Below are 24388 nucleotides of genomic sequence, written 5' to 3'. Positions count from 1 at the left end.
GGAATCATGCGCACGCGTTCTTTCGCCACCCTGTTCGCCGCGGCCTTGCTGGCCGCGCCGCTGTTCGCCCAGGCCGCCGACGCGCCGGGGCTGCGCATCACCTACCTGGTGTATTCGGGCCGGCCGAATCCGGAGCTGACGGTGACCGATCCGTCCCAGCTGCGCGCGATCGAAAGCCGCCTCGGCGATGCCATGTCCGCGCCGGCGCGCGCGGGCGCGGCGACCGAACCGGTGCTGGGCTACAACGGCATCCTGATCGAACACGTCGGCGGTTCGGCCGCGAAGGCCCGGCCGCAGGCGGTCACGGTCAAAGGCCGCAATCTGAGCGTGGACACGGCCGTCGCCACCGAGTTCAAGTCGGCGACCGCGGCGACGCGGGTGTCGGCCGCGGCCGGCGACCTGGAATCGATGCTGCTCAAGCTCGGACAGAAGCGCGGCGTGCTCGATGCGACCACGTTGAACGTCTTGCTCGACGCGAAGTGATGCGGCGTCGGCGTAGCCGCGCGTCCGCGCGGCTGCGCCGACTTGTTGTGGCAGCGGCGCGAGCCGCGACCGCTAAACCGCATGCGTCGGCGCAGGCATTCCCGGGCGGACAACGTCCGGAGACCACGACGGCGACGCCGGCGTTCGTATCGGCGCGGTCGCGGCTTGCGCCGCTCCTACAGTCAGCCCTTGCGGTTATCGCGGCGCGGCGCTGCGGCGCAGGATGAACTCGTGGTCGCGGGTCGCGCCGACGACGAACTCGTAATGCCCCACTTTCTCGAAGCCGTGGCGCCCATAGAACCGCTGCGCGCCGTAGTTCTCCGACCACACCCCGATCCACAGCGTGCGCGGGCCGTCGCGCTCCAGCCAGGCCAGCGCGGTTTCGAACAGCCGCCCGCCCCAGCCGCCGTTCTGCGCCTCGCCCAGCACGTACAGGCGCTTGAGCTCGCCGTCGCCGGGCGCGACGTCGGCGTGCGGCAGGCCGCACTCGCCGGCCAGCGCGTGGCCGACCGCGACGCCGTCGCGCTCCAACAGCCACGCGCCGTAGCGCGGATCGGCCAGCAAGGCGCCGATGGCGTCGTGCGAATAGGTCTCGGCGAGAAAGCGCGACAGGTCGTCGGGCGGATAGGAATCGCCGAAGGTCTCGACGAAGCTGCGGGCGGAAATGTCGGCCAGGGCGGCGGTGTCGGCCGGCGCGGCGCGGCGGATGCGGAAGTTCGCTGACATGGCGGGCGTTCGGGCGAGGTTGCGGCGGATTCCGAATGTGGAAGGGGCTTCAGCCCCGATGCTTTTCGGTCAGATCATCACGACCGGATCGGAAAGCATCGGGGCTGAAGCCCCTCCCACGACAACTAAAGCAGCGGCCCGGCGTTCGCAGCGGACCGCCGCGGGTGGATCAGGCCGGATCCTTCGGCCGCACCATCACGTGCACTTCGGCCAGCTGCGCGTCCGGGATCGGCGACGGCGCGCCGGTCATCAGGCACTGCGCGGTGGTGGTCTTGGGGAAGGCGATGACGTCGCGGATCGATTCGGTACCGGCCATCAGCGCGGCGATGCGGTCGATGCCGAAGGCGATGCCGCCGTGCGGCGGCGCGCCGTACTTGAGCGCGTCGAGCAGGAAGCCGAACTTGGCTTCGGCCTCTTCCGCGCCGATGCCGAGCAGGTCGAACACCGCCGACTGCATCTGCGGACGGTGGATGCGGATCGAACCGCCGCCGATCTCGTTGCCGTTGAGCACCATGTCGTAGCCGCGCGACACCGCGGTCTTGGCGTTGGCGCGCAGGTCGGCGATGTCGTCCACGGCCGGCGCGGTGAAGGGGTGATGCAGGGCGACGTAGCGCTGCACTTCCTCGTCCCACTCGAACATCGGGAAGTCGGTGACCCACAGCGGCTTCCAGCCTTCGCCGACCAGGCCGAGATCCTTGCCGAGCTTCAGGCGCAGCGCGCCCATGAAGTCGCTGGCGGTCTTGTAGTCGGCGGCGCCGAAGAAGATCGCGTCGCCGGTTTGCGCACCGGCGGCCTCGACGATCGCGGCCAGGGTGGCGTCGTCGAAGAACTTGGCGATCGGCGAATTGATGCCTTCGCGGCCCTTGGACGCGTCCTCGATCTTCATCCACGCCAGGCCCTTGGCGCCGTGCTTGGCCGCGTGCGCGCCGGCCTCGTCGATCTGCTTGCGCGACCAGCCGGCCGCGCCCGGCGCGCGCAGCGCGATCACACGGCCGTCGGCGTGGTTGGCCCAATCGGTGAAGACCTTGAACTCGCAGCTCTTGACCAGTTCGGCGATGTCGGCGAATTCCAGCCCGATGCGCAGGTCGGGCTTGTCCGAGCCGTAGCGGCGCATGGCTTCGGCGTAGGTCATGCGCGGGAACTGCGCGTCGAGCTCGACGCCGATGGTGTCCTTGAACACTTCGCGGATCATGCCTTCGACGGTGTCCTGCACGTCGCGCTCGGACACCCAGGCGAACTCCATGTCGAGCTGGGTGAATTCGAGCTGGCGGTCGGCGCGCAGCGCTTCGTCGCGGAAGCAGCGCGCGATTTGGTAATAGCGGTCGAAGCCGGCCACCATCAGGATCTGCTTGAACAGCTGCGGCGACTGCGGCAGCGCGTAGAACTCGCCCGGGTGCATGCGCGCCGGGACCAGGAAGTCGCGCGCGCCCTCGGGCGTGGCCTTGGTCAGGATCGGGGTCTCGATGTCCTGGAAGCCGCGCTCGTCCAGCCAGCGGCGCAGCGACTGCACCAGGCGGATGCGGGTGCGCATCATCTTCTGCATTTCCGGACGGCGCAGGTCCAGGTAGCGGTAGGTCAGGCGGGTTTCCTCGCCGGCGTTCTCGTGGGCGTGGAACGGCAGCGGCTCGGCCTTGTTGAGCACTTCGATCCGCTCGGCCAGCACTTCGACCTTGCCGCTGCGGATCTTGTCGTTGGCCGCGCCGCGCGCGCGCACGCTGCCGGTCACGCGCACGCAGCTTTCCACGCTCAGATCGCCGGCGGTCTTGAACAGCTCGCCCATGTCGGAATCGACCACGATCTGCACCACGCCCTCGTGATCGCGCAGATCGGTGAACACCACGTGGCTCTGGACACGGTTGGTGTTGACCCAGCCGCACAGGGTGACGGTCTGGCCGATCAGCGCCTCGTCGACGAGGCCGCAGAAGTGGGTACGCATGGAAGCTCCGGATTGATCGATCGGCCGGGCCGATCGTTGGATCGTGGGGGTTTGCCGCAGGCGGCCCGCGGGGGCCGCGGCGGAAGCCGGGCTGCGAGCGCCTCGCCGGCCGGGGGCCGGGACCGCACATTCTAGGCGATTTCGTGGGAGGGCCTTCAGGCCCGATGCTTTTGGATCAGGCCGCTCCGATCCGACCGGAACGCATCCGGCCTGAAGGCCCTCCCACAAGGCACAAGGAAAGCAAGCTCGGCTCTGCAGGCCGATGCCGCAAGTCAACGGTAAGGCGGCCTCAAGGCCCTCCTACAACGGCAAAGGGCGCCCTGCGGCGCCCTTTGCGGAAGTCCGAACTCGGTCCGGCGATCAGCTGCCGCCGCTGGCCGCCGGCTTGCTCGCCGGAGCCGGCGCGGCCGCGGGCGCCGGGTCGGCCTTCTTTTCAGTCTTCGCCTCGGCCGGCTTGGCCGTCGCCGCGCCGCCGCTGCCGCCCTCACCGGCGAGGTTGCGCTTCTTGTCGCCGTCCTTCTTGAAATCGGTCTCGTACCAGCCGCCGCCGGCCAGACGGAACTGCGGCGCGGTCAGCTGGCGCCCGACCTGCTCGGCGCCGCACTCGGGGCACACGGTCGGATCGGGATCGGAGAGCTTCTGCAGGCGGTCGAAGGTGTGGCCGCAGGCATTGCACTGGAACGCGTAGATGGGCATGGCGGGAAACGTGGGGAAGCCGACTCAGGCTGGCTAGTTTGGGGCTCGTGGCCGCCGATGCAAGCGCGCGGGCGTCCCGGTCGCCCGAAACGCCCGCGGCGCCGGCGGGTCAGCCGCCCGGCGGGTGCGGATCGGCCCGGGTGGCGGTCGCCGGGCCCGTGGCCGCGGGCGCCACAGCGGCCGCGGGGACGGCGGTCGGTTCCGGCTCGGCGGCGGCGTTGCCCGCCGCCGCGGCGCGCCGGCGGCGGTCGCCGGCGTCGTCCGGATGCACCGGGCCATGGTCCTCGGCCGGGTCCACGTCGAACGGGGTGCGGAACACCAGCGACGGCAGGATCGTGGTCAGGGTCGCGTACAGCAGCAGCGCGCCGAACCAGGCGTCCGGCAGGGCGAAGCGGTCGCGCAGGATCGCCGCCAGCACCAGGGTGAAGATCAGGGTCGGCGCCAGCGCCACCGACACCCGCAGGCTGGCGCCGTGCTTCTCGCCGAACAGCGCGCGCCGCTGCAGCCAGATCACCCCGACCCGCAGCGGCAGCACCACCGCCGTCAGCAGCAGGCCCAGCCCCAGCGCCTCGAAGCTCAGCGCGCCGCTGGGCACCTTGGTGCCGGCGTTGAAGAAGTAGAACGGGACGAAGAACGAGGCGAACAGCCGCACCGCGTGCAGGTTCTCGTGCGAGGCCAGGCGCGGCATGCGCTCGCGCAGCAGGCGCGCGATCAGGCCGGCGACGAAGGCGCCGACCAGGTAGTAGACGCCGAGCTTGGCGGTGGCGAACGCGGCGATCATGCCGACCATCACCAGCAGCGAGAACTCCGAGCCAGGCGCATGCGGCGCGACCCAGCGGCCGAGCGCGACGAACACCAGCGGCAGCCCGATCAGCATCGCGATCAACGCGGTCGAGGACAGCGCCATGCGCATCGGATCGCCGGCCTGCAGCACCACGAACAGCGCCACCAGCGCCAGCAGTTCGCCGGCGATGGCCTTGCTGGTGACCCAGAACCGCTCCTCCTCGTCCAGGCCCAACCGGGCCAGGCTGTCGAGGATGAAACCGGTCGACGGCGTCAGCAGCGCCAGCGCCAGCAACCCCGCGGCCTGCCAGCCCATGCCGGCATAGCGCCAGGCCAGCCAGCCCACGCCGAACAGCGTCGCGGTGCGGATCACCAGGTGCGCGATCAGCGGCCACAGCCCCTTGCGCAGCGCGCTGAGCTCCACTTCCAGGCCGGCGAACAGGAACAGCGAGGAGATGCCGAGCGTGGCCAGCATCGCCACCACGGTGTCGTGCGACTTGTCGCCCCAGGCCAGCATCGCGACGATGCCGAACAGCAGGCAGGTCAGCGGCGCCGGGATCTTGTAGCGCTGCAGCGCGCGCGGGACGACCAGCAGGCCGAAGATCAGCAGCAGATAGATCAGTTCGCGGCTCATGCGGCCCCCTGGTGCGAAATCAGGGCGGGACGATAGGGGGTCGGGTGTGGAGAGGGCGACAAGCCGGGGCGGCGCGATGCAGGCGTTGCGCGTGTTCGTCGGCACCGCGGGCACGGCGGGCACGGCGGGCGCGGCGGGCGCCACGAATACTTCACCCCCGTCATTCCGGCGAAAGCCGGAACCCATTTTGACTTCGCCGTTGCGTGAGCCTTCGCGCGAACGGGAGTGCGTTCGCGAATGCCAGAAGCAAAATCAAAATGGGTTCCGGCTTTCGCCGGAATGACGGGTTATGAGGGCGTACGGGTTATGAGGGCGTACGGGTTATGAGGGCGTACGGGTTATGGGGTGCACGGGTTATGAGGTGCACGGGTTATGGGGTGCACGGGTTATGGGGGTGCACGGGTTATGGGGGTGCACGGGTTATGGGGGTGCACGGGTTATGGGGGTGCACGGGTTATGGGGGTGCACGGGTTATGAGGGCGTACGGGTTAAGTGGCGTGCGGGTCGGGGCGTATCGGACTGGCCGCCCCCAAGCGCATCGGCGGCGCAAGCTCGGGCGGTTCGGAACCCGGCCCCGAATCGCAACCGTCGAACCGCCGCCTCAAGCGCCGTCGTACAACGCCATCCACGCCGCCTCGGCCTTTTCCAGCTCCGCCGCCATCGCCTCGCGCTGGCGCGCCAGTTCGCTGGCGTTGTCGCCGCCGCCGGCGTACTTGGTCGGGTCGGCGAGGTCCATGTCGAGGGTGTGCAGCTTCGATTCCAGCTCGGCCACGCGCTTCTCGGCCTCGGCCAGCTTGACCGGGTTGACCTTCTTGCCCGGCTTGCCCGCCGCCGGTGCGGCCGCAGCCGCGGCGACGGCCGGCGCGGCCTTGGCCTTCTTGCCCTCGCCGCTGTCTTCGCGCGTGCGCAGCCACACCGCGTACGCGTCGAGGTCGCCGTCGAACGGCTGGGCGACGCCGTCGGCGACGCGCACGAAGGTGTCGCAGACCAGGCCGATCAGGTGGCGGTCGTGCGAGACCAGCACGATCGCGCCGTCGAAGTCGCTCAGCGCCTCGGCCAGCGCTTCGCGCATGTCCAGGTCGAGGTGGTTAGTCGGTTCGTCGAGCAGCAGCACATTGGGCTTGCGCCAGGCGATCAGCGCCAGCGCCAGGCGCGCGCGCTCGCCGCCGGAGAAGCCGTCGACCGATTCGAACGCGCGGTCGCCGGGGAAATTCCACTTGCCCAGGAAGTCGCGCAGCTGCTGCGTCGCCACGCCCGGAGCGAGGTCGCCGAGGTGGTCGATCGGGCTGCGCCCTTCCTGCAGCGATTCGACCGTGTGCTGGGCGAAGTAGCCGATGCGCAGGTCCGGATGGCCGCTGCGCTCGCCGGCCAGCAGCGGGATTTCGCCGACCAGGGTCTTCACCAGGGTCGACTTGCCGGCGCCGTTGGGACCCAGCAGGGCCACCCGGTCGCCGGCTTCCATGATGAAGCTGGCGTTGCCGAGCACCTGGTGCGTTCCGTAGCCGCAATCGGCCTCGACCAGGCGCAGAAGCGCGTGCGGCAGCTTGGCCGGCTCGGGGAAGTCGATGCGCAGCGAGCGCTCGGCGCGCACCGCCTCGGTGCCGGCCAGCTTGGCCAGCCGCTTCATCCGGCTCTGCGCCTGCTTGGCCTTGCTGGCCTTGGCCTTGAACCGGTCGATGAAGCTCTGCAGGTGGGCGCGCTCGACCTGTTCCTTCTCGAACGCGATCTGCTGCTGGCGCAGGTGCTCGGCGCGCTGGCGCTCGAACGCGGTGTAGTCGCCGACGTAGAGCTTGGCCTTGCCTTCGTGCAGGTGCAGGGTGTGGGTGCTGACTCCGTCGAGGAACTCGCGGTCGTGCGAAATCATCAGCAGCGTGCCCGGGTACTTCAGCAGCCATTGCTCCAGCCACAGCACCGCGTCGAGGTCGAGGTGGTTGGTCGGTTCGTCGAGCAGCAGCAGGTCGGACGGCATCATCAGCGCCCGCGCCAGGTTCAGGCGCACGCGCCAGCCGCCGGAGAATTCCTTGACCGCGCGCTCGTGGGTGTCGGGGCTGAAGCCCAGGCCGTGCAGCAGCTTGCCGGCGCGCGCGGTGGCGTCGTAGCCGCCGATCTCCTCGAGCCGGTGGTGGGCCTCGGCCACCGCCTCCCAGTCCTCGCGCTCGACCGCCTCGCGCTCGGCGATGACCGCCTTGTGCACTTCGATGTCGCCGGACAGGACGAAGTCCAGCGCCGGATCGGGCAGCGCCGGGGTTTCCTGGGCGACGCTGGCGATGCGCACCCGGTTGGGCACGTCGATGTCGCCGCGGTCGGCCTCGACTTCGCCCTGGATCGCCGCGAACAGCGAGGACTTGCCGGTGCCGTTGCGGCCGATGACGCCGACCCGCCAGCCCGCGTGCAGGGCCAGGTCGACATTGGACAGGAGCAGGCGTTCGCCGCGCCGAAGGGCGAAATCACGGAAGGAAATCATGCCGATATGGTCGCATGACTGATCGGCATTTGCTCATGAGGATCGGTTCGGCCGCGCGCCGGGCCGGCATCGAATAATCCAGACGCCGGCCTCAGACCGCCCCCACGCGTCAACGAGATCGCCTTTCGCGGCAAACCGCCCCACCGGGCCGGCCGCGCGGGTTCGCTCGGCCCGACGTTCCCCGTTCGCACCGCCCGGAGTCTTCATGCACCGCCGCCTGTCCCTGCTCAGCAGCGCCGTCCTGCTCGCCCTCGCCGCTCCCGTGGCCGCCGCCGACGCCCCGGCCGACGCCGAACGCGCCAACCCGACCAACCTCGACACCCTGATCGTCACCGGCACGCGCGTGTCCGACCGCACCGTGGCCGAGTCCACCGCGCCGATCGACATCATCGCCCCGCAGACCCTGGAGGCCACCGGCACGGTCGAGCTGGCGACCGCGCTGGCCCGCGCCCTGCCCTCGCTGAACTTCCCGCGCCCCTCGATCACCGACGCCACCGACGCGGTGCGCCCGGCGCAGCTGCGCGGCCTCGCCCCGGACCAGGTGCTGGTGCTGGTCAACGGCAAGCGCCGCCACACCACCGCGCTGATCAACCTCAACGACAGCATCGGCCGCGGCTCCTCGCCGGTCGACCTCAACGCGATCCCGATCGCCGCGATCGAACGCGTCGAAGTGCTGCGCGACGGCGCATCCGCGCAATACGGCTCCGACGCCATCGCCGGCGTGGTCAACATCGTGCTCAAGGGCGCCGGCGAAGGCGGCTCGGTCGCCGCGCGCTACGGCCAGTACAGCGCCGGCGACGGCGAGCAGTACCAGCTGTCCGGCGACGCCGGCTTCAAGCTCGGCGACAACGGCGCGCTGCACCTGGCCGCGCAGGGCGGCCACAGCGACAACACCAACCGCGCCCGTCCCTACCTCGGCCCGGTCACGCCGACCAGCAATCCCAAGGGCCGCGTGGTCCACCGCTACGGCGATCCGGAAATCGACCAGGCCGCGTTCGCCTACAACGCGCGCTACCAGGCGGCCGAGGGCGTGGAGTTCTATTCCTTCGGCACCGCCAGCCGCCGCCGCGCGATCTCCAACGGCTACTACCGCGCGCCGGGCAATCCGAACAACATCCTCTCGGTCTATCCCGACGGCTTCCTGCCGCAGATCGACAACCTCAGCCAGGACCGCGCCTTCGTCCTGGGCCTGCGCGGACAAACCGCCGGCGGCTGGAACCTCGACCTGAGCTACAACTACGGCCGCAACCAGCTCGACTTCGACGTGCGCCACAGCCTCAACCGCACCCTCGGCGCCGCCTCGCCGCGCAGCTTCTACATCGGCACGCTGGAAACCACCCAGAACGTGCTCAACGCCGACTTCGACAAAGCCTTCGACGTGGGCTGGCTGAAGTACCCGCTGACGGTGGCCTTCGGCGCGGAATGGCGCGGCGAAAAATTCGACCAGGGCGCGGGCGAGCCGGCCTCCTACATCGCCGGCCCCGAGCCCGGCGCGCCCGGCGCGCAGGTGTTCCCCGGCTTCACCCCGGCCGACGCCAGCCGCCGCGACCGCCACAGCTACTCGTTCTATGCGGACCTGGAAACCGACGTGACCGACAAGCTCTCGCTCGGCGCCGCGGCGCGCTACGAGCGCTACAGCGATTTCGGCGAAACCACCTCGGGCAAGCTGTCGGCGCGCTACGCCTTCACCGACAAGGTCGCGCTGCGCGGCACCGTGTCCACGGGCTTCCGCGCGCCGTCGCTGCAGCAGCAGTTCTACCAGTCCACCCAGACCGTGATCGTGCTCGGCGATCCCAACCCGTTCCAGGTGCGCACCTTCGCCGTCGACGACCCGGCCGCGGTCGCGCTCGGCGCCGAGCCGCTCAAGGCCGAGGAATCGACCAACCTCGGCCTGGGCCTGGTGCTGCAGCCGGCCGAGGGCCTGTACATCACCGTCGACGCCTACCAGGTCGACATCGACGACCGCATCATCCTCTCGGAGAACCTGCGCGGCCCGGCGGTGGCGAGCTTCCTGGAAGCGCGCGGCCACCCCGGCATCAACGGCGGGCGTTACTTCACCAACGCGGTGGACACGCGCACCCGCGGCCTCGACATCGTCGGCAGCTACGGTTTCGAGATCAAAGGCGGCACGCTCGACCTCACCGCCGGCTACAACCGCAACAAGACCACGCTGGAGCGGATCGCGCCGAACCCGCCGCAGCTGACCGCCGGCGGCCTGAACCTGCAGCGCATCGGCCGGGTCGAGCAAGGCCGCATCACCCAGGGCGCGCCGCGCGACAAATTCTTCCTCGGCGGCAGCTGGAAGCGCGACGGCTGGCGCTTCGACGCCACCGCCACCCGCTACGGCGAGTTCCACACCTTCAACGACGACCCCAGCGGCATCCGCGACCAGACCTTCGCGGCGAAGTGGACGCTCGACCTCGCCGCGACCTATGCGGTGGACGGCTGGGAGTTCACCGTCGGCGGCGACAACGTGCTCAACGAATACCCGGACGAGGCGATCTACGCCAATAGCGAGAGCGGGCAGCTGCCGTACACCAGCTACGCGCCGTTCGGGTTCAACGGCGCGTTCGCGTACGCCAAGGTCGGGTACAAGTGGTGACGGCGCGGGAGGCGGCGCGCGCCGCCTCCCGGGCGTTGTGAAACCAGCGCCGCGTCGCCGACGGGATCGGCGGCGCGGCGGCTTTCGGCCCGGTTTTGTGCGACGCGCCCAAAACCCACGCGACCCCGGTGCTACCTTCGGCGGGCCGAACGACTCGGCGCGACCATGGGAAGGACCGTCATGTTCAAGTCTCGCTTGCTGCCCCCCGTACTGCTCGCCACCGTCACCGCCATTTCCGCGTTGCTGCCGATCTCCAGCGCGTTCGCGGCCTGCAACGATTGTCCCTGGCTGTTCGTCCGCTGCATGAGCCGCGCCGACACGCCGGAGAAGGAACAGGCCTGCGAAGAATCGCGGCAGTTGTGCGAAGAGACCTTCTGCAACAATCCGCGCGCGGCGCGCCTGTCGGCGTCGCCGGCGATCGTCGAAAATCCGTTGCCGCAGGCGCGCGACCTCGCGGATCGCCGGCCGCAGGCGCGCCGCAGCGCGCAGTAACGCGTTCGCCGCGGCCGATGGCCGACTCCGAGCCCCGCGTCCGGCGGGGCTTTTTTATGCCCACGGCGCAGCGGACGTCACCCGTGCGCGCGTTGCAGGAACTCGCGGACCCGCGGCAGCGCCTGGTCGAAATGGGTTTCCAGCAGCCAGTGGCCGGCGCCGTCGAGCAGGTGCAGCTCGGCGTCGGGCAGGTCGCGCAGGTACGCGCGCGCCGCGGCGGCCGGCATGTAGCCGTCCCGCGGCCCCCAGACGATCAGCGCCGGCGGGCGATGCTCGCGCAGGTAGCGCTGATAACGCGGGAACCAGTCGAGGTTCGCTTCCAGTTTGTCCATCAAGCCGACCATCGCCGCGCGCCGCACCGGCGTGTCCATCAGCGGCCAATGCAGTTTCCACAGGTCCGGCGCGACGCGCGACGCGACTTCGTCGCTCACCTCGCCGACGAACTCGTCGCGAAAACCCTGTTCGCTGACCGCTTCCTCCAGCGGCGCGCGATTGCGCGGCGAGCGGTCGGCCCAGTACCTCTTGATCGTCGCGTACTTGGGGCCCAGCGCGTCTTCGTAGATGTCGCCGTTCTGCACGATCAGCGCGGCGATGCGCTGCGGATGCGCGATCGCGTGGCGCAGGCCGATCTGCGAGCCGTAGTCGTGCAGCCACAGCGCGTAGCGCTTCAACCGCAACCGGTCGGCGAACTTAGCGAGGAAGTCGGCGTAGGCGTCGAAGTCGTAACCGAAGCCTTGCGGATCGGGCGTGCCGCTGTAGCCGAACCCAGGGAAGTCCGGCGCCAGCGTGCGCCAGCGGTCGCTCAACGCGGGCATCAGGCGGCGGTACTGGAACGAGGAACAGGGATAGCCATGCGGCAGCAGCAGCACCGGCGCGTCGGCGGGGCCGGCTTCGCGGTAGAAGATGTCGGTGCCGTCGATCTGCGTGGTCAGGTGGCGCATCGCGTGCTCCTCGCCCGCGTTGGGGGCATGCGTCAGGTTGCGGGCGATGCTAGCGGGCGTGGGTCCACGTTCCGTTAAGCGCGCATGCGCGGGCGATGTCGCGCGGTGGCTTCGATACGGGCCAGCGCGGCGATGTGAGTTGCGGTGTGCGGTTTTCCGCTCATGGCCGCGTTCGTCGCGGTTGGGTTGGCGCGGTCGCGACTTGCGTCGCTCCTACAGGGACTGCGGCGGGAAACGCGAACGCTCGTGCTTTCGGTTGGCGGGAACCACTCGCCGATCGCGCGGTCTCAGACCCCGGCCAACGCGCGGGCGCGACCCGTCCGCCCGCGCATTCCCGGCCGCCTCCCGCGCAAATCCGCCCACCGCCGCCGTCGCGACGACGCGGGGATGAATCCCGGTTCATCCTCGCGCATCACGCCGGAGCGACCGGCGCGCAGGCATAAAACCCGCTGTCCCCACTCGGCTGCAGGCCTTGCCGCGCGGGCCCGGGCGGGTGCGTCCGGCTCTCGTCCGCGCGCCGCGTCTTCGCGGAAAAATCTCGCAGAAACAATCGTTTGCGAGCATGAATCGCACCGGAAAACCTTGCATCTGACCGGTTCAGCGCACATTCTTGCAAGGACCAGACCACAGGAGAGCCGATGCACCACACGTCCCTGATCGCGATCCTGGTAGCCGGCTTCGTCCTGGCCTTCATCTTCGGAATGATCGCTCAACGCCTGCGGCTGTCGCCGCTGGTGGGCTACCTCATCGCCGGCGTCATCGCCGGCCCCTTCACGCCCGGCTTCGTCGGCGACCAGACGCTCGCGCCGCAGCTCGCGGAAATCGGCGTCATCCTGCTGATGTTCGGCGTCGGCCTGCACTTTTCCCTCGGCGACTTGCTGGAGGTGAAGGCCATCGCGCTACCGGGCGCGGTATTGCAGATCGCGGTCGCCACGGCCCTGGGCTGGGGCATGGCGTATTACCTGGGCTGGTCGCACGGCGCCGGCCTGGTGTTCGGTCTGGCGCTGTCGGTGGCCAGTACCGTGGTGCTGTTGCGCGCATTGGAAGAACGGCGCCTGGTGGAAACCGCCAAGGGCCGCATCGCGGTCGGCTGGCTGATCGTCGAAGACCTGGCGATGGTGCTGGCCCTGGTGCTGCTGCCGGCGCTGGCCGGCCTGCTCAAGGGCGAAGCCGGCGACGCCAGCCAGATCTGGAGCCAGTTGTTCGTGACCCTGGCCAAGGTCGGCGCCTTCGTCGCCTTCATGCTGATCGTCGGCCGCCGGGTGATCCCGTGGATCCTCGAACGCGTCGCCGGCACCGGCTCGCGCGAGCTGTTCACCCTGTGCGTGCTGGCGATCGCGCTGGGCGTGGCGTTCGGTTCGGCCACGCTGTTCGGCGTGTCGTTCGCGCTGGGCGCGTTCTTCGCCGGCATGATGCTCAACGAATCCGAGTTCAGCCATCAGGCCGCCAACGAGACCCTGCCGCTGCGCGAGGCGTTCGCGGTGCTGTTCTTCGTTTCCGTCGGCATGCTGTTCGATCCGCAGATCCTGATCCAGGAGCCGCTGGAAGTGCTGGCGGTGTTCGCCATCATCGTGATCGGCAAGTCGGTCGCGGCCTACGCCCTGGTGCGCGCGTTCGGCAAGCCGAGCTCGACCGCGCTGATGATCTCGGCCAGCCTGGCCCAGATCGGCGAGTTCTCCTTCATCCTCGCCGGCCTCGGCATGGACCTGGAGATCCTGCCGAAGGAAGGCCACGACCTGATCCTGGCCGGCGCTTTGTTGTCGATCGTGGTCAACCCGCTGCTGTTCGCCTGGCTCGACCGCAAGAACGCGCGCGAAGCCGCGGCGGCGCAGGAAGCCCGCGGCGAGGATGCGCCGCCGGTGCCGGCCGACATCGACAACCACGTGATCCTGATCGGCTACGGCCGCGTCGGCAGCGAGCTGGCGCGCCTGCTGGGCGAGCAGAAGGTGCCGATGGTGGTCATCGACGGCGAGGAAAGCCTGATCGCCAAGGCGCGCGCGGCCGGGTTGCCGGCGATCCTGGGCAACGCGGTCGACCCGCGGGTGCTGCGCGAAGCGGTGCCCGAGCGCGCGACCACGGCGATGCTGGCGATCCCGCAGGCGCTGGAGGCCGGCGAGATCATCGCCAAGCTGCGCGAGATCAACCCCGGGCTGAGCATCGTCGCCCGCGCCCACAGCGACAACGAGGTCAAGCACCTGATCGAGCACGGCGCCGACGGCGCGGTGATGGCCGAGCGCGAGCTGGCGCACAGCCTGGCCGAGATGGTCCTGGCCGCGCCGGTGTACCGCGGCGAGCGCCACCTGCCGCCGTCGACGGCGCTGGCGTGAGGGCGCCGGCCTGGTCTCTGACGGCCTGGCCTCGGCCGTCCTGGTCTCGGCCGTTCTAAGCCCGGACGGCCCGCGCCTGTCCGCCCGCCGCCGCGGACTGCGATGTCCGTGGCGGCCCGCGGCGCGATACGCTTGCGCCGCCTCCTTCCACGCCGCCCGCGAACCGCAGCCATGAGCGATATCGATCCGTCCGCCGCCGATGACACCCCAGCCGCCGCCGTCGAGGCGCAACTCACCCCGACCGAGGCGCGCGTGGTCGCGGTGCTGATCGAGAAGGAAGCGACCACGCCGGACGTGTACCCGCTGACCCTCAACGCGATCGTGGTCGCCTGCAACCAGAAGACCTCGCGCGATCCGGTCACCAATCTGGAACAGGGCGAGGTGGCGCATGCGCTGCGCCAGCTGGAGCCGCGCGGCTGGGTCAAATCGCACCATTCCCCGCGCGCCGAACGCTACAGCCACCGCGCCGGCACCGCGCTCGACGCGACCCGTCCGCAGACCGTGCTGCTGGCCCTGCTGATGCTGCGCGGCCCGCAGACCGTCAACGAACTGCTGAGCCGCAGCGACCGCATGGCCAAGTTCGACGCGGCCGGCGACGTGCAATACGCGCTGGAACGGCTGGCCCAACACCAGCCGCCGCTGGTCAAGCTGCTCGGCCGCCAGTCCGGCCAGCGCGAAGACCGCTACGGCCACCTGCTGTGCGGCGAACCGCAATGGACCTCCGCCGCGTCCGGCGCCGATCCGGCGTTGGCGAGCCCGGCCGCGCAGTCGGCCTTGGGCGAACGCATCGCCGCGCTGGAAGCGAAGGTCGCCGAACTGGAAGCGCGCCTGGAAGCCGCCGGCGCCTGATCGGTTGGTTCCTGCAGGAGCGGCGCGAGCCGCGACCGCGGCAACGCGATCGCCAGCGCCATGCTTCCCGGGCGGGCGACGTTCACGGCTCCTGATCGGTCCGACGGCGTTCGCATTGGCGCGGTCGCGGCTCGCGCCGCTCCTACAGGGGGCAACCGAAGCCGCGGCGCAGCGACTGTAGGAGCGGCGCGAGCCGCGACCACGACAACTCAATCGCCGGCGCCATGCTGCCCGGGCGGGCGACGTTCACGGCTCCGGATCGCTTCGATGGCGTTCGCATTAGCGCGGTCGCGGCTTGCGCCGCTCCTACAGGGGGCAGCCGCAAACGGCGTCGAAACGGGGGCATCGGCCGCGCCATGGTTTTCGCGCGGATGCGGTTCGCGGGATGGGTTCGGCCGCGGCGGCGCGCCGGTCAGGCCAGCGGCAGGTAGATATCGGTGCGCAGCACCGCTTCCGGGGTTTCGTCCGGGTCGTCCAGGTATTCGTGGAACAGCGGGGCGTCGCGCAGCGATTCGCCGCTCTCGGGCAACCAGCGCGCGAGCAGGGCGTCGGTCAGCGCTTCGAGCCCGTCGAAGGCGCCGACCAGGCGGACGCGCGCGTAGCGTCCGCCGCCCAGGACCTGCAGGCGGATGCCCTCGCCGGCGTCGGCGCCGAACGGCGCGCCCAAGGCTAGCATGCAGTCGAAGGCGCAAGCCTGCGGCGGGACGTCGCGGCGGTCGTCCAACGGGATGCCGTAGAGGCCGCGCAACGAGTCCAGCAGGCCGTTCTGCGCGGCCCAGCCGAACAGCCGGCCGTAGCCCTGGTTCTGTTCGGGGTAAGCGCCGGTCACCCGCAACGCGGCGACCTGGAACGGCTCCACGCTGACCACTTCCACCCGCAGCGGCGCGGCCTCGCCGTGTTCCGGCGCGGGCGGCTGGGCCAGGCGGTCGATCTCGCGCCATAGCCGTTCGGGCTCGGCGCGCAGTTCGCTCGGGGTGCCGCCGACGCCCTGGCGCAGCGCGCGGGTGAAGGCCTGCGGGGTCTGGTAGCCGACCGCGAGCGCGGCGTCGGTGACGCTGCGTCCGCCGTCGGCGAGCACGCGCAGGCCTTGCAGCAGGCGCAACCGGGCCACGGTCTGGCCGGTGGTCTCGCCGGTCATGGCGCGATAGACGCGGTGGAAGTGGAACGGCGAGAACGCCGCCGCTTCGGCCAATCGGCCCAGTTCCGGCGGCTCCTCGCCGGCGGCGATGGCTTGCTCGATCAGCGCCACCGCGCGCTGGATTCGGCGGTGGTGGGCGTCGCGGGTGCCGGGCTTGAGCGCGGCGCGCGCGGGCGCGGCGGCGGTGCGGCCGGACTCCGGCGCAGCGGCGACGACGGTCGCCGGGGCGGCATGCGCTTCGACCGCGTGCGCAGCCGGCGCGGCGACGGCCGGCGTATCGGCCACGGATGCGGCGGCGGGCGAATCCTTGACGGGAGGCATGGTCTTGCTCCTCGCACTCGGCGGTGGGATGGCGGCCAGCATCGCAGCCGGGGCGGCGCGCGGCGGTTCCTATCTTGCGCTTTCGCCGGTTCTCGCCTGCTCTGGCCGACTCCGGCCGGAGAATCAGTACGACAGCGCCAGCGCCGCCAGCACCGCCGCCTCGGTCAGCTCGGCCAGGGCGCCGCAGGTATCGCCGGTCATGCCCTGCAGCCGGCGCAGGCAGGCGCGCCGCCACAGCGCGAACACCAGCAGCGCCGCCGCCAACGCCAGCGCGCCGCGCCAGCCGGCCAACGCGCAGGCCGCGGCGCTGACGATCAACGCGGCGATGCAGCCCGCGCGCGGCGCGCCGGCCAAGGCCTGGCCGAGGCCGCCGCTGCGCACGTACGGGGTGGTCACGAAGGCCAGGGTCAGCGCCGCGCGCGCCAGCAGCGGCGCCAGCAGCAGCGCGGCCCAGGCCGGCGCCGGCAGGCTCGCCAGCGCGGCGAATTTCAGCAACAGCAGCAAGGCCACCGCCGTCACCGCCAGCGGACCGCTGCGCGGGTCTTTCATGATGTCCAGGGTGCGCGCGCGGCTTTGCTGCGGATCGGCGCGCAGGCCGCCGACCCAGGCGTCGGCCGTGTCGGCCAGCCCGTCCAGGTGCAGCGCGCCGGTCAGCGCGGTCCAGGCGATCAGCAGCAAGGCCGCCGACAACAGCGGCGGCCGCGTCTGCAAGCTCCACGCCAGCGCGCACAGCAGCAGGCCGATCAGCGCGCCGGCCAGCGGATACCAGGCCAGCGCGCGACGCTGCGCGTCGGCATCGGCGAAGACCCGCGCGGGCACCGGAATCCGGGTCAGGAAACCGATCGCGGCCAGCGCGGCGCGCATCACCCGTCGACCGGATCGGCCTGCGCGCGCGCCGCCGCGCCGTCGCGCGCGGGCTTGGGCGGCCAACTGACCGCATGCAGCGAGGCGTGGGCGACGTCGATGTTGAGCAGGTCGGTGTAGCGGCGGCCGGCGGCGATGCAGCGCAGCAGGCGGATCGCGCCGCCGTGGGTCACCACCAGCACGCGGCGGCCGCCGTGGCGTTGGGCGATGTCGTCCATGGCCGCGGTCAGGCGCGCGGCGAAGTCGTCGAAGCGCTCCGCGCCGGGCGGCGGATACGCCACCGGGTCGGCCCAGAACCGCGCCAGCGCCTCGCCTTCCTGCGCGGCGATGGCGTCGACCGGACGGCCCTGCCAATCGCCGAAGTGGTATTCGCGCAGGCGCGGCTCCAGCGCCCACGGCAGGCCGCGCGCCTGCGCCAATTCCTGCGCGAACGCGGCGCAGCGCTGCAGCGGCGAGCTGACGATGGCGTCCCATTCGCGCCCGAGCACGGCGTCGCGCATCTGCCGCCAGCCCAGTTCCAGCAGGCTGTCGTCGAGCTGGCCGCGATAGCTGCGGTGGCCGGTATCGCCGTGGCGCAGCAGGTCCAGGTGCACGGGGTTGATGCTCATCGCGGCGTCGGTCCTTGTACGCGTCGGTGAAAGAACGGGCAATCGGCGCAAGAACCGGATGATGCCCGCAGGTGTGCCGGCAAGGGAATATGCCGCACGCCGGTCGCATCGCGCGCGAGTGCGCGTGCGTTCACGCGCGCGCGGCCGCCGGGGCGCTGTGCGAACCGTTCGCGCCCGACACGCCGGCCTGGGCGAAGGTCGCCATGCCCGCATGCAGTTCGCAGGCCAGCCGCAGCAGCGGCACCGCGACCGCGGCGCCGCTGGCCTCGCCCAGGCGCAGGCCGAGATCGAGCAGCGGCTGCGCGTCCAGCGCGTCGAGCAGCGCGGCGTGGCCGCGTTCGTGCGAACGGTGCGCGTACAGCAGCCACGGGCCGCAACCGGGATTGAGCCGCTGCGCGGCCAGCGCCGCGACCGTGGCGATGAAGCCGTCGACCAGCACCGCCACGCCGACCTGGGCGCAGGCGATGTAGGCGCCGGTCAGGGCCGCGATCTCGAAACCGCCGAGCCGGCGCAACCGTTCCCAGTCGCTGCCGGCGTCGGCATGCAGGGCCAGCGCGCGTTCGATCACCGCGGTCTTGTGGGCGATGCCGGCCGCGTCCAGGCCGGTGCCGGCGCCGGCCAGCCGCGCCGGCGCGCAGTCCAGCAGCGCGCTGGCCAGGGCTGCGGCGGCGGTGGTGTTGGCGATGCCCATCTCGCCGCCGACGAACAACTGCGCGCCGGCGTCGCGCGCGGCGCGCACGCTGGCGGCGCCGGCGGCCAGCGCGGCGCACAGCTGCGCCGGCGTCATCGCCGCGGCTTCGCAGAAGTTGGCCGTGGACGCGGCGACGATCGCGCGGTGCACGCCCTTGATCGGGCCGGGGTCGTTGACCGTGCCGAGGTTGACCACGTCCAGGCTCGCGCCGAGGCTGCGCGCGAGCACGGCGATCGCCGCGCCGCCGCCGGCGAAGTTGCGCAGCATCTCGCCAGTGACCGCCTGCGGGAACGCCGACACGCCCTCGGCGGCGACGCCGTGGTCGGCGGCGAACACGCTGATCCACACCCGCTGCAGCGACGGCCGCTGGCTGCGCTGCAATCCGGCCAGCCGCACCGCGAGCTCTTCGAGCCGGCCGAGCGAACCCGGCGGCTTGGTCAGCTGGTCCTGGCGCGCGCGCGCTTGCGCGGCGCTGTCCTCGTCGACGCGCAGGCATTCGCGCAACCACCAGGAAGTCTCGTCGTTCAAGTCCGCGTTCTCCGCATCCGCAGGGCTCCGATCACCGCCGCTCACAACGCCGGCCCCTTCAACACCAGCGGCAGGCCGGCCGCCACGAACGCCACCCGCTCGCAGACCTCGCCGAGCGCCTGATGCAGGCGCCCGGCCTCGTCGACGAAGCGCCGGCTCAACTCGCCCATCGGCACCACGCCGAGGCCGACTTCGTTGCTGACGAACAGCACCGTGCCCGGCAACGCGGGCACGGCGTCGAGCAGGGCGGCGCGTTCGCGATGGAACAGCGAGGGATCGTTGGCGCCGAGCAGGTTGCTCAGCCACAGGGTCAGGCAGTCCACCAGCACGCAGCGCTGCGGCGCGGCGTGCGCGCGCAGCGCATCGGCCAGCGCGATCGGCTCTTCCACGCAACCCCAGGCCGCCGGCCGGCGCGCGCGGTGGTGGGCGATGCGCGCGTCCATCTCGCCGTCCAGCGGCTGCGCGGTGGCCAGGTAGACGACGTCGGCGTGGGCGCCGGCCAGGCGTTCGGCCAGCGCGCTCTTGCCCGAGCGCGCGCCGCCGAGAATCAGGGTGCGCATGCGCTCTCCTCGCGTGGTTGCGTGTCGCGGTCCGCGCCCAGGCCGAACAGCCGGGCCAGTGCGGCGGTATCCAGATGCCGCTCGACCGCATCGGCGAGACGGTCGATGGAATGTTCGCGCAAGCCGCGCAGGTCGAGCGGCTCGGCCTGTTCGAGCCCGGCCCAGCCCAGCAGCGCGGCCAGCGCCTGCGGATGATCGAACACGCCGTGCAGGTAGGTGCCGAGCACTTGCCCGTCGGCGCTGATCGAGCCGTCGTCGCGGCCGTCGTCCAGGCGCAACGCCGGCCGTTGCAAGCCCGCGCCGGCGCTGACGCCGCAATGGATTTCGTAGCCTTCCGCGACCGCGTCGGCGAAGCTCAACCGGCCCTTGGCGTTGCGCAGCTGCTTGTACGGCTGCAACGTGGTGTCGAGATCGAGCCAGCCCAGACCGTCGCTGGAACCGGCCTCGCCCTCGATGCCGTGCGGGTCGTGCACCGCGCGGCCGAGCATCTGCAAGCCGCCGCAGATGCCGATCACCCGGCCGCCGTAGCGCAGGTGGCGGGCGATCGCCTCGGCCCAGCCGTTGCGGCGCAGCCACGCCAGGTCGGCGCGGGTGGCCTTGGAGCCCGGCAGCACGATCAGGTCGCACGGCGGCGGCGCGGCGCCCGGGCCGACGAAGCGGCAGTCCACCTGCGGATGCGCGCGCAGCGCGTCGAAGTCGGTGTGGTTGCTGATCCGCGGCAACGCCGGCACCGCCACGCGCAGGCGCGCGCCGGCTTTGGCGTCGGCCGCGCGCGGCAGCGCGTCCTCGGCTTCCAGATGCAGGCCGTGCAGGTAGGGCAGCACGCCGAGCACCGGCTTGCCGGTCTCGCGTTCGAGCCAATCCAGCCCGGATTGCAGCAATCCGATGTCGCCGCGGAAGCGGTTGATCACGAAACCCGCGACCCGCGCGCGTTCGCTGTCCGACAGCAGCGCCAGGGTCCCGACCAGATGCGCGAATACGCCGCCGCGGTCGATGTCGGCGATCAGGATCACCGGGCAGTCGACCGCTTCGGCATAACCCATGTTGGCGATGTCGCGGTCGCGCAAGTTGATCTCGGCCGGGCTGCCCGCGCCCTCCACCACCACCGCCGCGTAGCGTTCGCACAGGCGCGCGTGCGAGGCCAGCACCGCGTCCATCGCCACGCGTTTGTAGTCGTGGTAGGCGCGCGCGTCGAGCTGGGCGACGGCGCGGCCGTGCACGATCACCTGCGCGCCGGTGTCGCTGCTGGGCTTGAGCAGGATCGGGTTGAAGTCGGTGTGCGGCGCCAGCCCGGCGGCCTGCGCCTGCACCGCCTGGGCGCGGCCGATCTCGCCGCCGTCGGCGGTCACCGCCGAGTTCAGCGCCATGTTCTGCGGCTTGAACGGCGCCACCGCGACGCCGCGCCGGCGCAGCCAGCGGCACAGCGCCGCGACCAGCGCGCTCTTGCCGGCGTCGGAGGTGCAGCCTTGCACCATCAACACGCGCGCGGGTCCGCACGATTCGCTCATCGCAAGCAGTCTCCGAGTTCGGCCAGGGCGGTTTCGAGCCGCCGCCATTCGTCTTCGCCGCCGGGCAGGCCGAAGCGCAGGCTGGCGGGTTGTTCGAACAGGCGGGTGAGGATCGCGCGTCGCGCCAGCGCTTCGTGCAGTTGCTCGGCGCGCGGATCGCGCCGCCACTGGAAGAACGCGCTGCCGCCGCTGGGCGCGAGGCCGTGCGCGCGCAGCATCGCGGCCAGGCGCTCGGCTTGCGTCTGCAGCTGCGCGCGCATGCGTCGCTGCCAGTCGCGGTCGGCCAGCGCGTGGCGCAGGACGTGGCGCGCCGGGCCGGTCAGGGTCCACGGGCCGAGCCGCTCGCGCAGCGCCGCCAGCAGCGCCGGCGCGGCGCAGACGAAGCCGGCGCGCGCGCCGGCCAGGCCGAAGAACTTGCCGGCCGAGCGCAGCACGATCAAGCCGTCGCGCGCGCTCTCGCCGCACAGGCTGCGTTCGGGAGTGGCGTCCATGAACGCTTCGTCGATCAGCAGCCAGCCGCCGCGGGCGGCGAGATCCTGGTGCAGCGCGAGCAAGGCCTCGCGTTCGAAGCGCTCGCCGCCGGGGTTGTTGGGATGGATCAGCACGACCGCGTCCAGGCGCCCGCGCTGCGCCAGCAACTCATGCGCCGGCAGCGTTTCGACCGCGTGGCCGGCACGCCGCCAGGCATGCGCATGTTCGGCGTAGCCGGGCGCGATCACGCCGACGCGCGCGGGCGAACGCAGTTCCGGCAAGGCCTGGATCGCCGCCTGCGAACCGGCCACCGGCAGCGTCTGTGGCGCGCCGTAATACGCGGCGGCGATCTCGGCCAGGCCGTCGTCGTCCTCGGGCAAACGCTGCCAGGCGCGCGCGGGAATCTCCGGCACCGGCCAGGCCTGCGGGTTGATGCCGGTCGACAGATCGAGCCAGTCCGCCGCGGGGATGCCGTAACGCTGCGCGGCGCGCAGCAGGCGGCCGCCGTGTTCAAGCATGCCGCCACCCCGCCAGAGCGAACGCGGCTACGGCCACCGCCAGCAGCCACAGCGCGGTGCCGCGCTCGACCAGCGCCAGCGCGCGGCGGATCGAACCGGCATCGGGCGTCGCGCCCTCGCCCAACTGCGGGCGCGATTCCCACACGCCGCGATACGGCGCGTCGCCGCCCAGGCGCACGCCCAGCGCGCCGGCGCCGGCGGCCATCACCGGGCCGGCGTTGGGGCTGTCCCACCGCGGCGCCTGCGCGCGCCAGCAACGCAGCGCGCGCGCGCCGTCGCCGAGCGCGGCATAGGTCAGCGCGGTCAGCCGCGCGGGCACCCAGTTCAGCGCGTCGTCGATGCGCGCGGCGGCCCAGCCGAAGCGCTCGTAGCGCTCGCTGCGGTAGCCCCACATCGCGTCGAGGGTGTTGCTCAGCCGGTACAGCACGGCGCCGGCGGGCCCGAGCAGGGCGAACCAGAACAACGCGGCGAACACCGCGTCGCTGCCGTTCTCCAGCACCGACTCGGTGGCCGCGGCGGCGACGCGTTCGGCGTCGAGCGCGTGCGCGTCGCGGCTTACGATGCGGCCGACCGCGGCGCGCGCGTCTTCCAAGCGGCCGGCGTCCAGCGCATCGGCCACCGGCACGGCATGCTCGCGCAGGCTGCGCAGGCCGATGGCGAAGTACAGCGCCAGCGCGGCGAACGCGCCGCCGGTCCACGCCGACCATTGCCACAGCGCGCAATGTAGCCAGCCGGCGGCGGCGGTCAGCGGCAGCGTCGCCAGCGTCCACGCGGCCAGCCCGCGCGCGCGGCTGTCGGCGTGCAGCGCGGTTTCCAGCGCGCGCGCCAGGCGGCCGAAGGCGACCAGCGGATGGGCCCGGCGCGGCTCGCCCAGCGCGGCGTCGAGCAACACGCCGCCGAGCATCGTCCACGCCAGCGCCTGCGCGCTCATGCCTGGAACAGCCGCACGGCCGCGTCCGGGTTCGAGGGAAAGTAGAAGTGCACGAAGCTCGCGCTCATGCGGTCGCGCCGGTACACCGCTTCGCGGCTCGGGCCGCCGTTGGGGTTGGCCGACATCGCGATGGCCTGCGCGGCGACCTCGGCCTGGGCGTAGTGGAAGGTGTGGCCGCGCAGTTCGCCTTCCGGCAACGCCACCGACTGCAGGCCGAGCGCGGCCAGACGCGTGCCGATGCGCGCGTGGCCGCGCAGCAGGCCGGCCATCGCCGCGCCGCGGCCGTCGCGGTCGGTCAGTTCGTCCAGGCAGTACAGCAGCCCGCCGCACTCGGCCAGCAGCGGCTTGCCGGCCGCGACGTGCGCATGCAGCGCGTCGCGCAACGCGGCGTTGGCCGCGAGCGCGTCCAGGTGCAGTTCCGGATAGCCGCCCGGCAGCCACGCCGCGTCGCACTCGGGCAGCGTCTCGCCCGCCACCGGCGAGAAGAACGCCAACTCGGCGCCGGCCGCGCGCAGCAGTTCCAGGTTGGCCGGATACAGGAAGCAGAACGCCGCGTCGCGCGCGACCGCGATGCGGCGGCCGCGCAGGCGCGGCGGCACCGCAGGCGCCTGCGCGGGCTCGAAGGCGACCGCCGGCGGCAACTCGGCGTCGGCGTGCGCGGCCCAGGCATCGGCCAGCGCGTCCAGGCGCGCGTCAATATCGCTCAGTTCGCCCGCCGCGACCAGGCCCAGATGCCGCTCCGGCAGCGCCAGCGCCGGATCGCGCGGCAACGCGCCGAGCCAGCGCAATTCGCCGGGCAGGCTCTCGCGCAGCAACTGCGCGTGATACGCGCTGCCGATGCGGTTGGCCGCGACGCCGTACACCCGCAGCCCCTCGCGGTAACGCGCCAGCCCGAGCGCGAGCGCGCCGAAGGTCTGCGCCATCGCCGAGCCGTCGATCACCGTAAGCACCGGCAGGCCGATGCGCTCGGCCAGATCGGCGCTCGACGGCGATCCGTCGAACAGCCCCATCACGCCCTCGATCAGGATCAGATCGGCCTCGCCCGCGGCCGCATGCAGGCGCGCGCGCACGTCGTCCTCGCCGCACATCCACAGATCCAGCTGCTGCGCCGGCGCGCCGCTGGCGCGTTCCAGCACCATCGGATCGAGGAAGTCCGGCCCGGTCTTGAACACCCGCACCCGCCGCCCCTGGCGCGAATGCCAGCGCGCCAACGCGGCGGTGACGCTGGTCTTGCCCTGGCCGGAAGCGGGGGCGGAGACCAGCAGGGCTGGGCAGTGGCCGGGACCGGGGACCCGGGACCCGGGATCTGCCAAGTCG

20 protein-coding genes and 2 pseudogenes are annotated in these 24388 nt (G+C 71.8%); 7 read left to right on the top strand and 15 right to left on the bottom strand.

What is annotated here, in order from left to right:
- Positions 1 to 6 precede the first annotated feature (6 nt).
- A complete protein-coding gene (locus RDV84_RS12625; protein WP_309153592.1) occupies positions 7 to 483 on the top strand; it encodes a hypothetical protein in 477 nt (158 codons plus the stop codon).
- Between the two features lie 195 nt (positions 484 to 678).
- On the opposite strand, the gene RDV84_RS12620 is transcribed toward RDV84_RS12625, so the two are convergent.
- A complete protein-coding gene (locus tag RDV84_RS12620) occupies positions 679 to 1209 on the bottom strand; it encodes a GNAT family N-acetyltransferase (RefSeq protein ID WP_309153591.1) in 531 nt (176 codons plus the stop codon).
- Here RDV84_RS12620 and RDV84_RS26365 point away from each other — a divergent pair.
- A pseudogene (locus RDV84_RS26365) lies at positions 1148 to 1330 on the top strand (DUF6053 domain-containing protein); the annotation flags it as partial. The gene RDV84_RS12620 and the pseudogene RDV84_RS26365 sit on opposite strands and share 62 nt — an antisense overlap.
- Before the next feature lie 48 nt (positions 1331 to 1378).
- On the opposite strand, the gene aspS reads toward RDV84_RS26365, so the two are convergent.
- Positions 1379 to 3145: an aspartate--tRNA ligase gene (gene aspS, locus RDV84_RS12615; RefSeq protein WP_309153590.1), complete on the bottom strand. Its 1767-nt coding sequence runs from the start codon at positions 3143 to 3145 to the stop codon at positions 1379 to 1381.
- 143 nt (positions 3146 to 3288) lie between these two features.
- On the opposite strand from aspS, the pseudogene RDV84_RS26360 reads away from it, so the two are divergent.
- Positions 3289 to 3363 (top strand): annotated as a pseudogene (locus tag RDV84_RS26360) (DUF6053 domain-containing protein); the annotation flags it as partial.
- 142 nt (positions 3364 to 3505) lie between these two features.
- Here the strand turns inward: RDV84_RS26360 and RDV84_RS12610 are convergent.
- The 3 genes from RDV84_RS12610 to RDV84_RS12600 form a co-directional block, all read right to left on the bottom strand.
- Complete coding sequence (locus RDV84_RS12610; RefSeq protein WP_309153589.1) at positions 3506 to 3841, bottom strand: FmdB family zinc ribbon protein; 336 nt, start codon at positions 3839 to 3841, stop codon at positions 3506 to 3508.
- Positions 3842 to 3950: 109 nt separating this feature from the next.
- On the bottom strand, positions 3951 to 5258 hold the full coding sequence (locus RDV84_RS12605; RefSeq protein ID WP_309153588.1) for a cation:proton antiporter: 1308 nt from the start codon (positions 5256 to 5258) through the stop codon (positions 3951 to 3953).
- Positions 5259 to 5859: 601 nt separating this feature from the next.
- A complete protein-coding gene (locus tag RDV84_RS12600; RefSeq protein ID WP_309153587.1) occupies positions 5860 to 7722 on the bottom strand; it encodes an ABC-F family ATP-binding cassette domain-containing protein in 1863 nt (620 codons plus the stop codon).
- Positions 7723 to 7927: 205 nt separating this feature from the next.
- Here RDV84_RS12600 and RDV84_RS12595 point away from each other — a divergent pair, with 205 nt between their 5' ends.
- Together RDV84_RS12595 and RDV84_RS12590 are read left to right on the top strand one after the other, a co-directional pair.
- Entirely contained in the window at positions 7928 to 10324 is a 2397-nt protein-coding gene (locus RDV84_RS12595) for a TonB-dependent receptor plug domain-containing protein (protein ID WP_309153586.1), read from the top strand.
- A 180-nt stretch (positions 10325 to 10504) separates the two neighbouring features.
- The gene (locus RDV84_RS12590; RefSeq protein WP_057948764.1) at positions 10505 to 10816 is read left to right on the top strand and encodes a hypothetical protein; all 312 of its coding nucleotides are present in this window, start codon (positions 10505 to 10507) and stop codon (positions 10814 to 10816) included.
- A 77-nt stretch (positions 10817 to 10893) separates the two neighbouring features.
- Here the strand turns inward: RDV84_RS12590 and RDV84_RS12585 are convergent, their stop codons facing one another.
- Positions 10894 to 11757: an alpha/beta fold hydrolase gene (locus tag RDV84_RS12585; RefSeq protein WP_309153585.1), complete on the bottom strand. Its 864-nt coding sequence runs from the start codon at positions 11755 to 11757 to the stop codon at positions 10894 to 10896.
- A gap of 638 nt (positions 11758 to 12395) precedes the next feature.
- On the opposite strand from RDV84_RS12585, the gene ybaL reads away from it, so the two are divergent.
- On the top strand, positions 12396 to 14084 hold the full coding sequence (ybaL, locus tag RDV84_RS12580) for a YbaL family putative K(+) efflux transporter (RefSeq protein WP_057948765.1): 1689 nt from the start codon (positions 12396 to 12398) through the stop codon (positions 14082 to 14084).
- A gap of 171 nt (positions 14085 to 14255) precedes the next feature.
- Positions 14256 to 14933, top strand: a complete 678-nt coding sequence (locus tag RDV84_RS12575; protein ID WP_309153584.1) for a YceH family protein — start codon at positions 14256 to 14258, stop codon at positions 14931 to 14933.
- 412 nt (positions 14934 to 15345) lie between these two features.
- Here the strand turns inward: RDV84_RS12575 and RDV84_RS12570 are convergent, their stop codons facing one another.
- From RDV84_RS12570 to RDV84_RS12530, 9 genes are all read right to left on the bottom strand, one after another.
- The gene (locus RDV84_RS12570) at positions 15346 to 16392 is read right to left on the bottom strand and encodes an AraC family transcriptional regulator (protein ID WP_057948766.1); all 1047 of its coding nucleotides are present in this window, start codon (positions 16390 to 16392) and stop codon (positions 15346 to 15348) included.
- 123 nt (positions 16393 to 16515) lie between these two features.
- Entirely contained in the window at positions 16516 to 17259 is a 744-nt protein-coding gene (locus RDV84_RS12565) for an adenosylcobinamide-GDP ribazoletransferase (protein WP_309153583.1), read from the bottom strand.
- Positions 17256 to 17864, bottom strand: a complete 609-nt coding sequence (locus RDV84_RS12560; RefSeq protein WP_309153582.1) for a histidine phosphatase family protein — start codon at positions 17862 to 17864, stop codon at positions 17256 to 17258. The genes RDV84_RS12565 and RDV84_RS12560 overlap by 4 nt, the downstream gene beginning before the upstream one ends.
- Positions 17865 to 17994: 130 nt before the next feature.
- Positions 17995 to 19083, bottom strand: a complete 1089-nt coding sequence (gene cobT, locus RDV84_RS12555) for a nicotinate-nucleotide--dimethylbenzimidazole phosphoribosyltransferase (protein WP_309153581.1) — start codon at positions 19081 to 19083, stop codon at positions 17995 to 17997.
- Between the two features lie 41 nt (positions 19084 to 19124).
- Positions 19125 to 19643, bottom strand: a complete 519-nt coding sequence (gene cobU / locus RDV84_RS12550; protein WP_309153580.1) for a bifunctional adenosylcobinamide kinase/adenosylcobinamide-phosphate guanylyltransferase — start codon at positions 19641 to 19643, stop codon at positions 19125 to 19127.
- Complete coding sequence (locus RDV84_RS12545; protein WP_309153579.1) at positions 19631 to 21151, bottom strand: cobyric acid synthase; 1521 nt, start codon at positions 21149 to 21151, stop codon at positions 19631 to 19633. Before RDV84_RS12545 ends, cobU begins: the two co-directional genes overlap by 13 nt.
- Positions 21148 to 22140 (bottom strand): threonine-phosphate decarboxylase CobD, encoded by a 993-nt coding sequence (gene cobD, locus RDV84_RS12540; RefSeq protein WP_309153578.1) that lies wholly within the window; start codon positions 22138 to 22140, stop codon positions 21148 to 21150. Before cobD ends, RDV84_RS12545 begins: the two co-directional genes overlap by 4 nt.
- Complete coding sequence (gene cbiB / locus RDV84_RS12535) at positions 22133 to 23071, bottom strand: adenosylcobinamide-phosphate synthase CbiB (protein ID WP_309153577.1); 939 nt, start codon at positions 23069 to 23071, stop codon at positions 22133 to 22135. Before cbiB ends, cobD begins: the two co-directional genes overlap by 8 nt.
- On the bottom strand, positions 23068 to 24384 hold the full coding sequence (locus RDV84_RS12530) for a cobyrinic acid a,c-diamide synthase CobB (protein ID WP_309153576.1): 1317 nt from the start codon (positions 24382 to 24384) through the stop codon (positions 23068 to 23070). The genes cbiB and RDV84_RS12530 overlap by 4 nt, the downstream gene beginning before the upstream one ends.
- Positions 24385 to 24388 lie beyond the last annotated feature (4 nt).

The sequence above is a fragment of the Lysobacter yananisis genome (genome assembly GCF_031199375.1).
GTDB classification, from domain to species: domain Bacteria; phylum Pseudomonadota; class Gammaproteobacteria; order Xanthomonadales; family Xanthomonadaceae; genus Lysobacter; species Lysobacter yananisis.
Note: the sequence above shows the minus strand (reverse complement) of the source record. Positions and strands in the feature narration are given on the sequence as shown.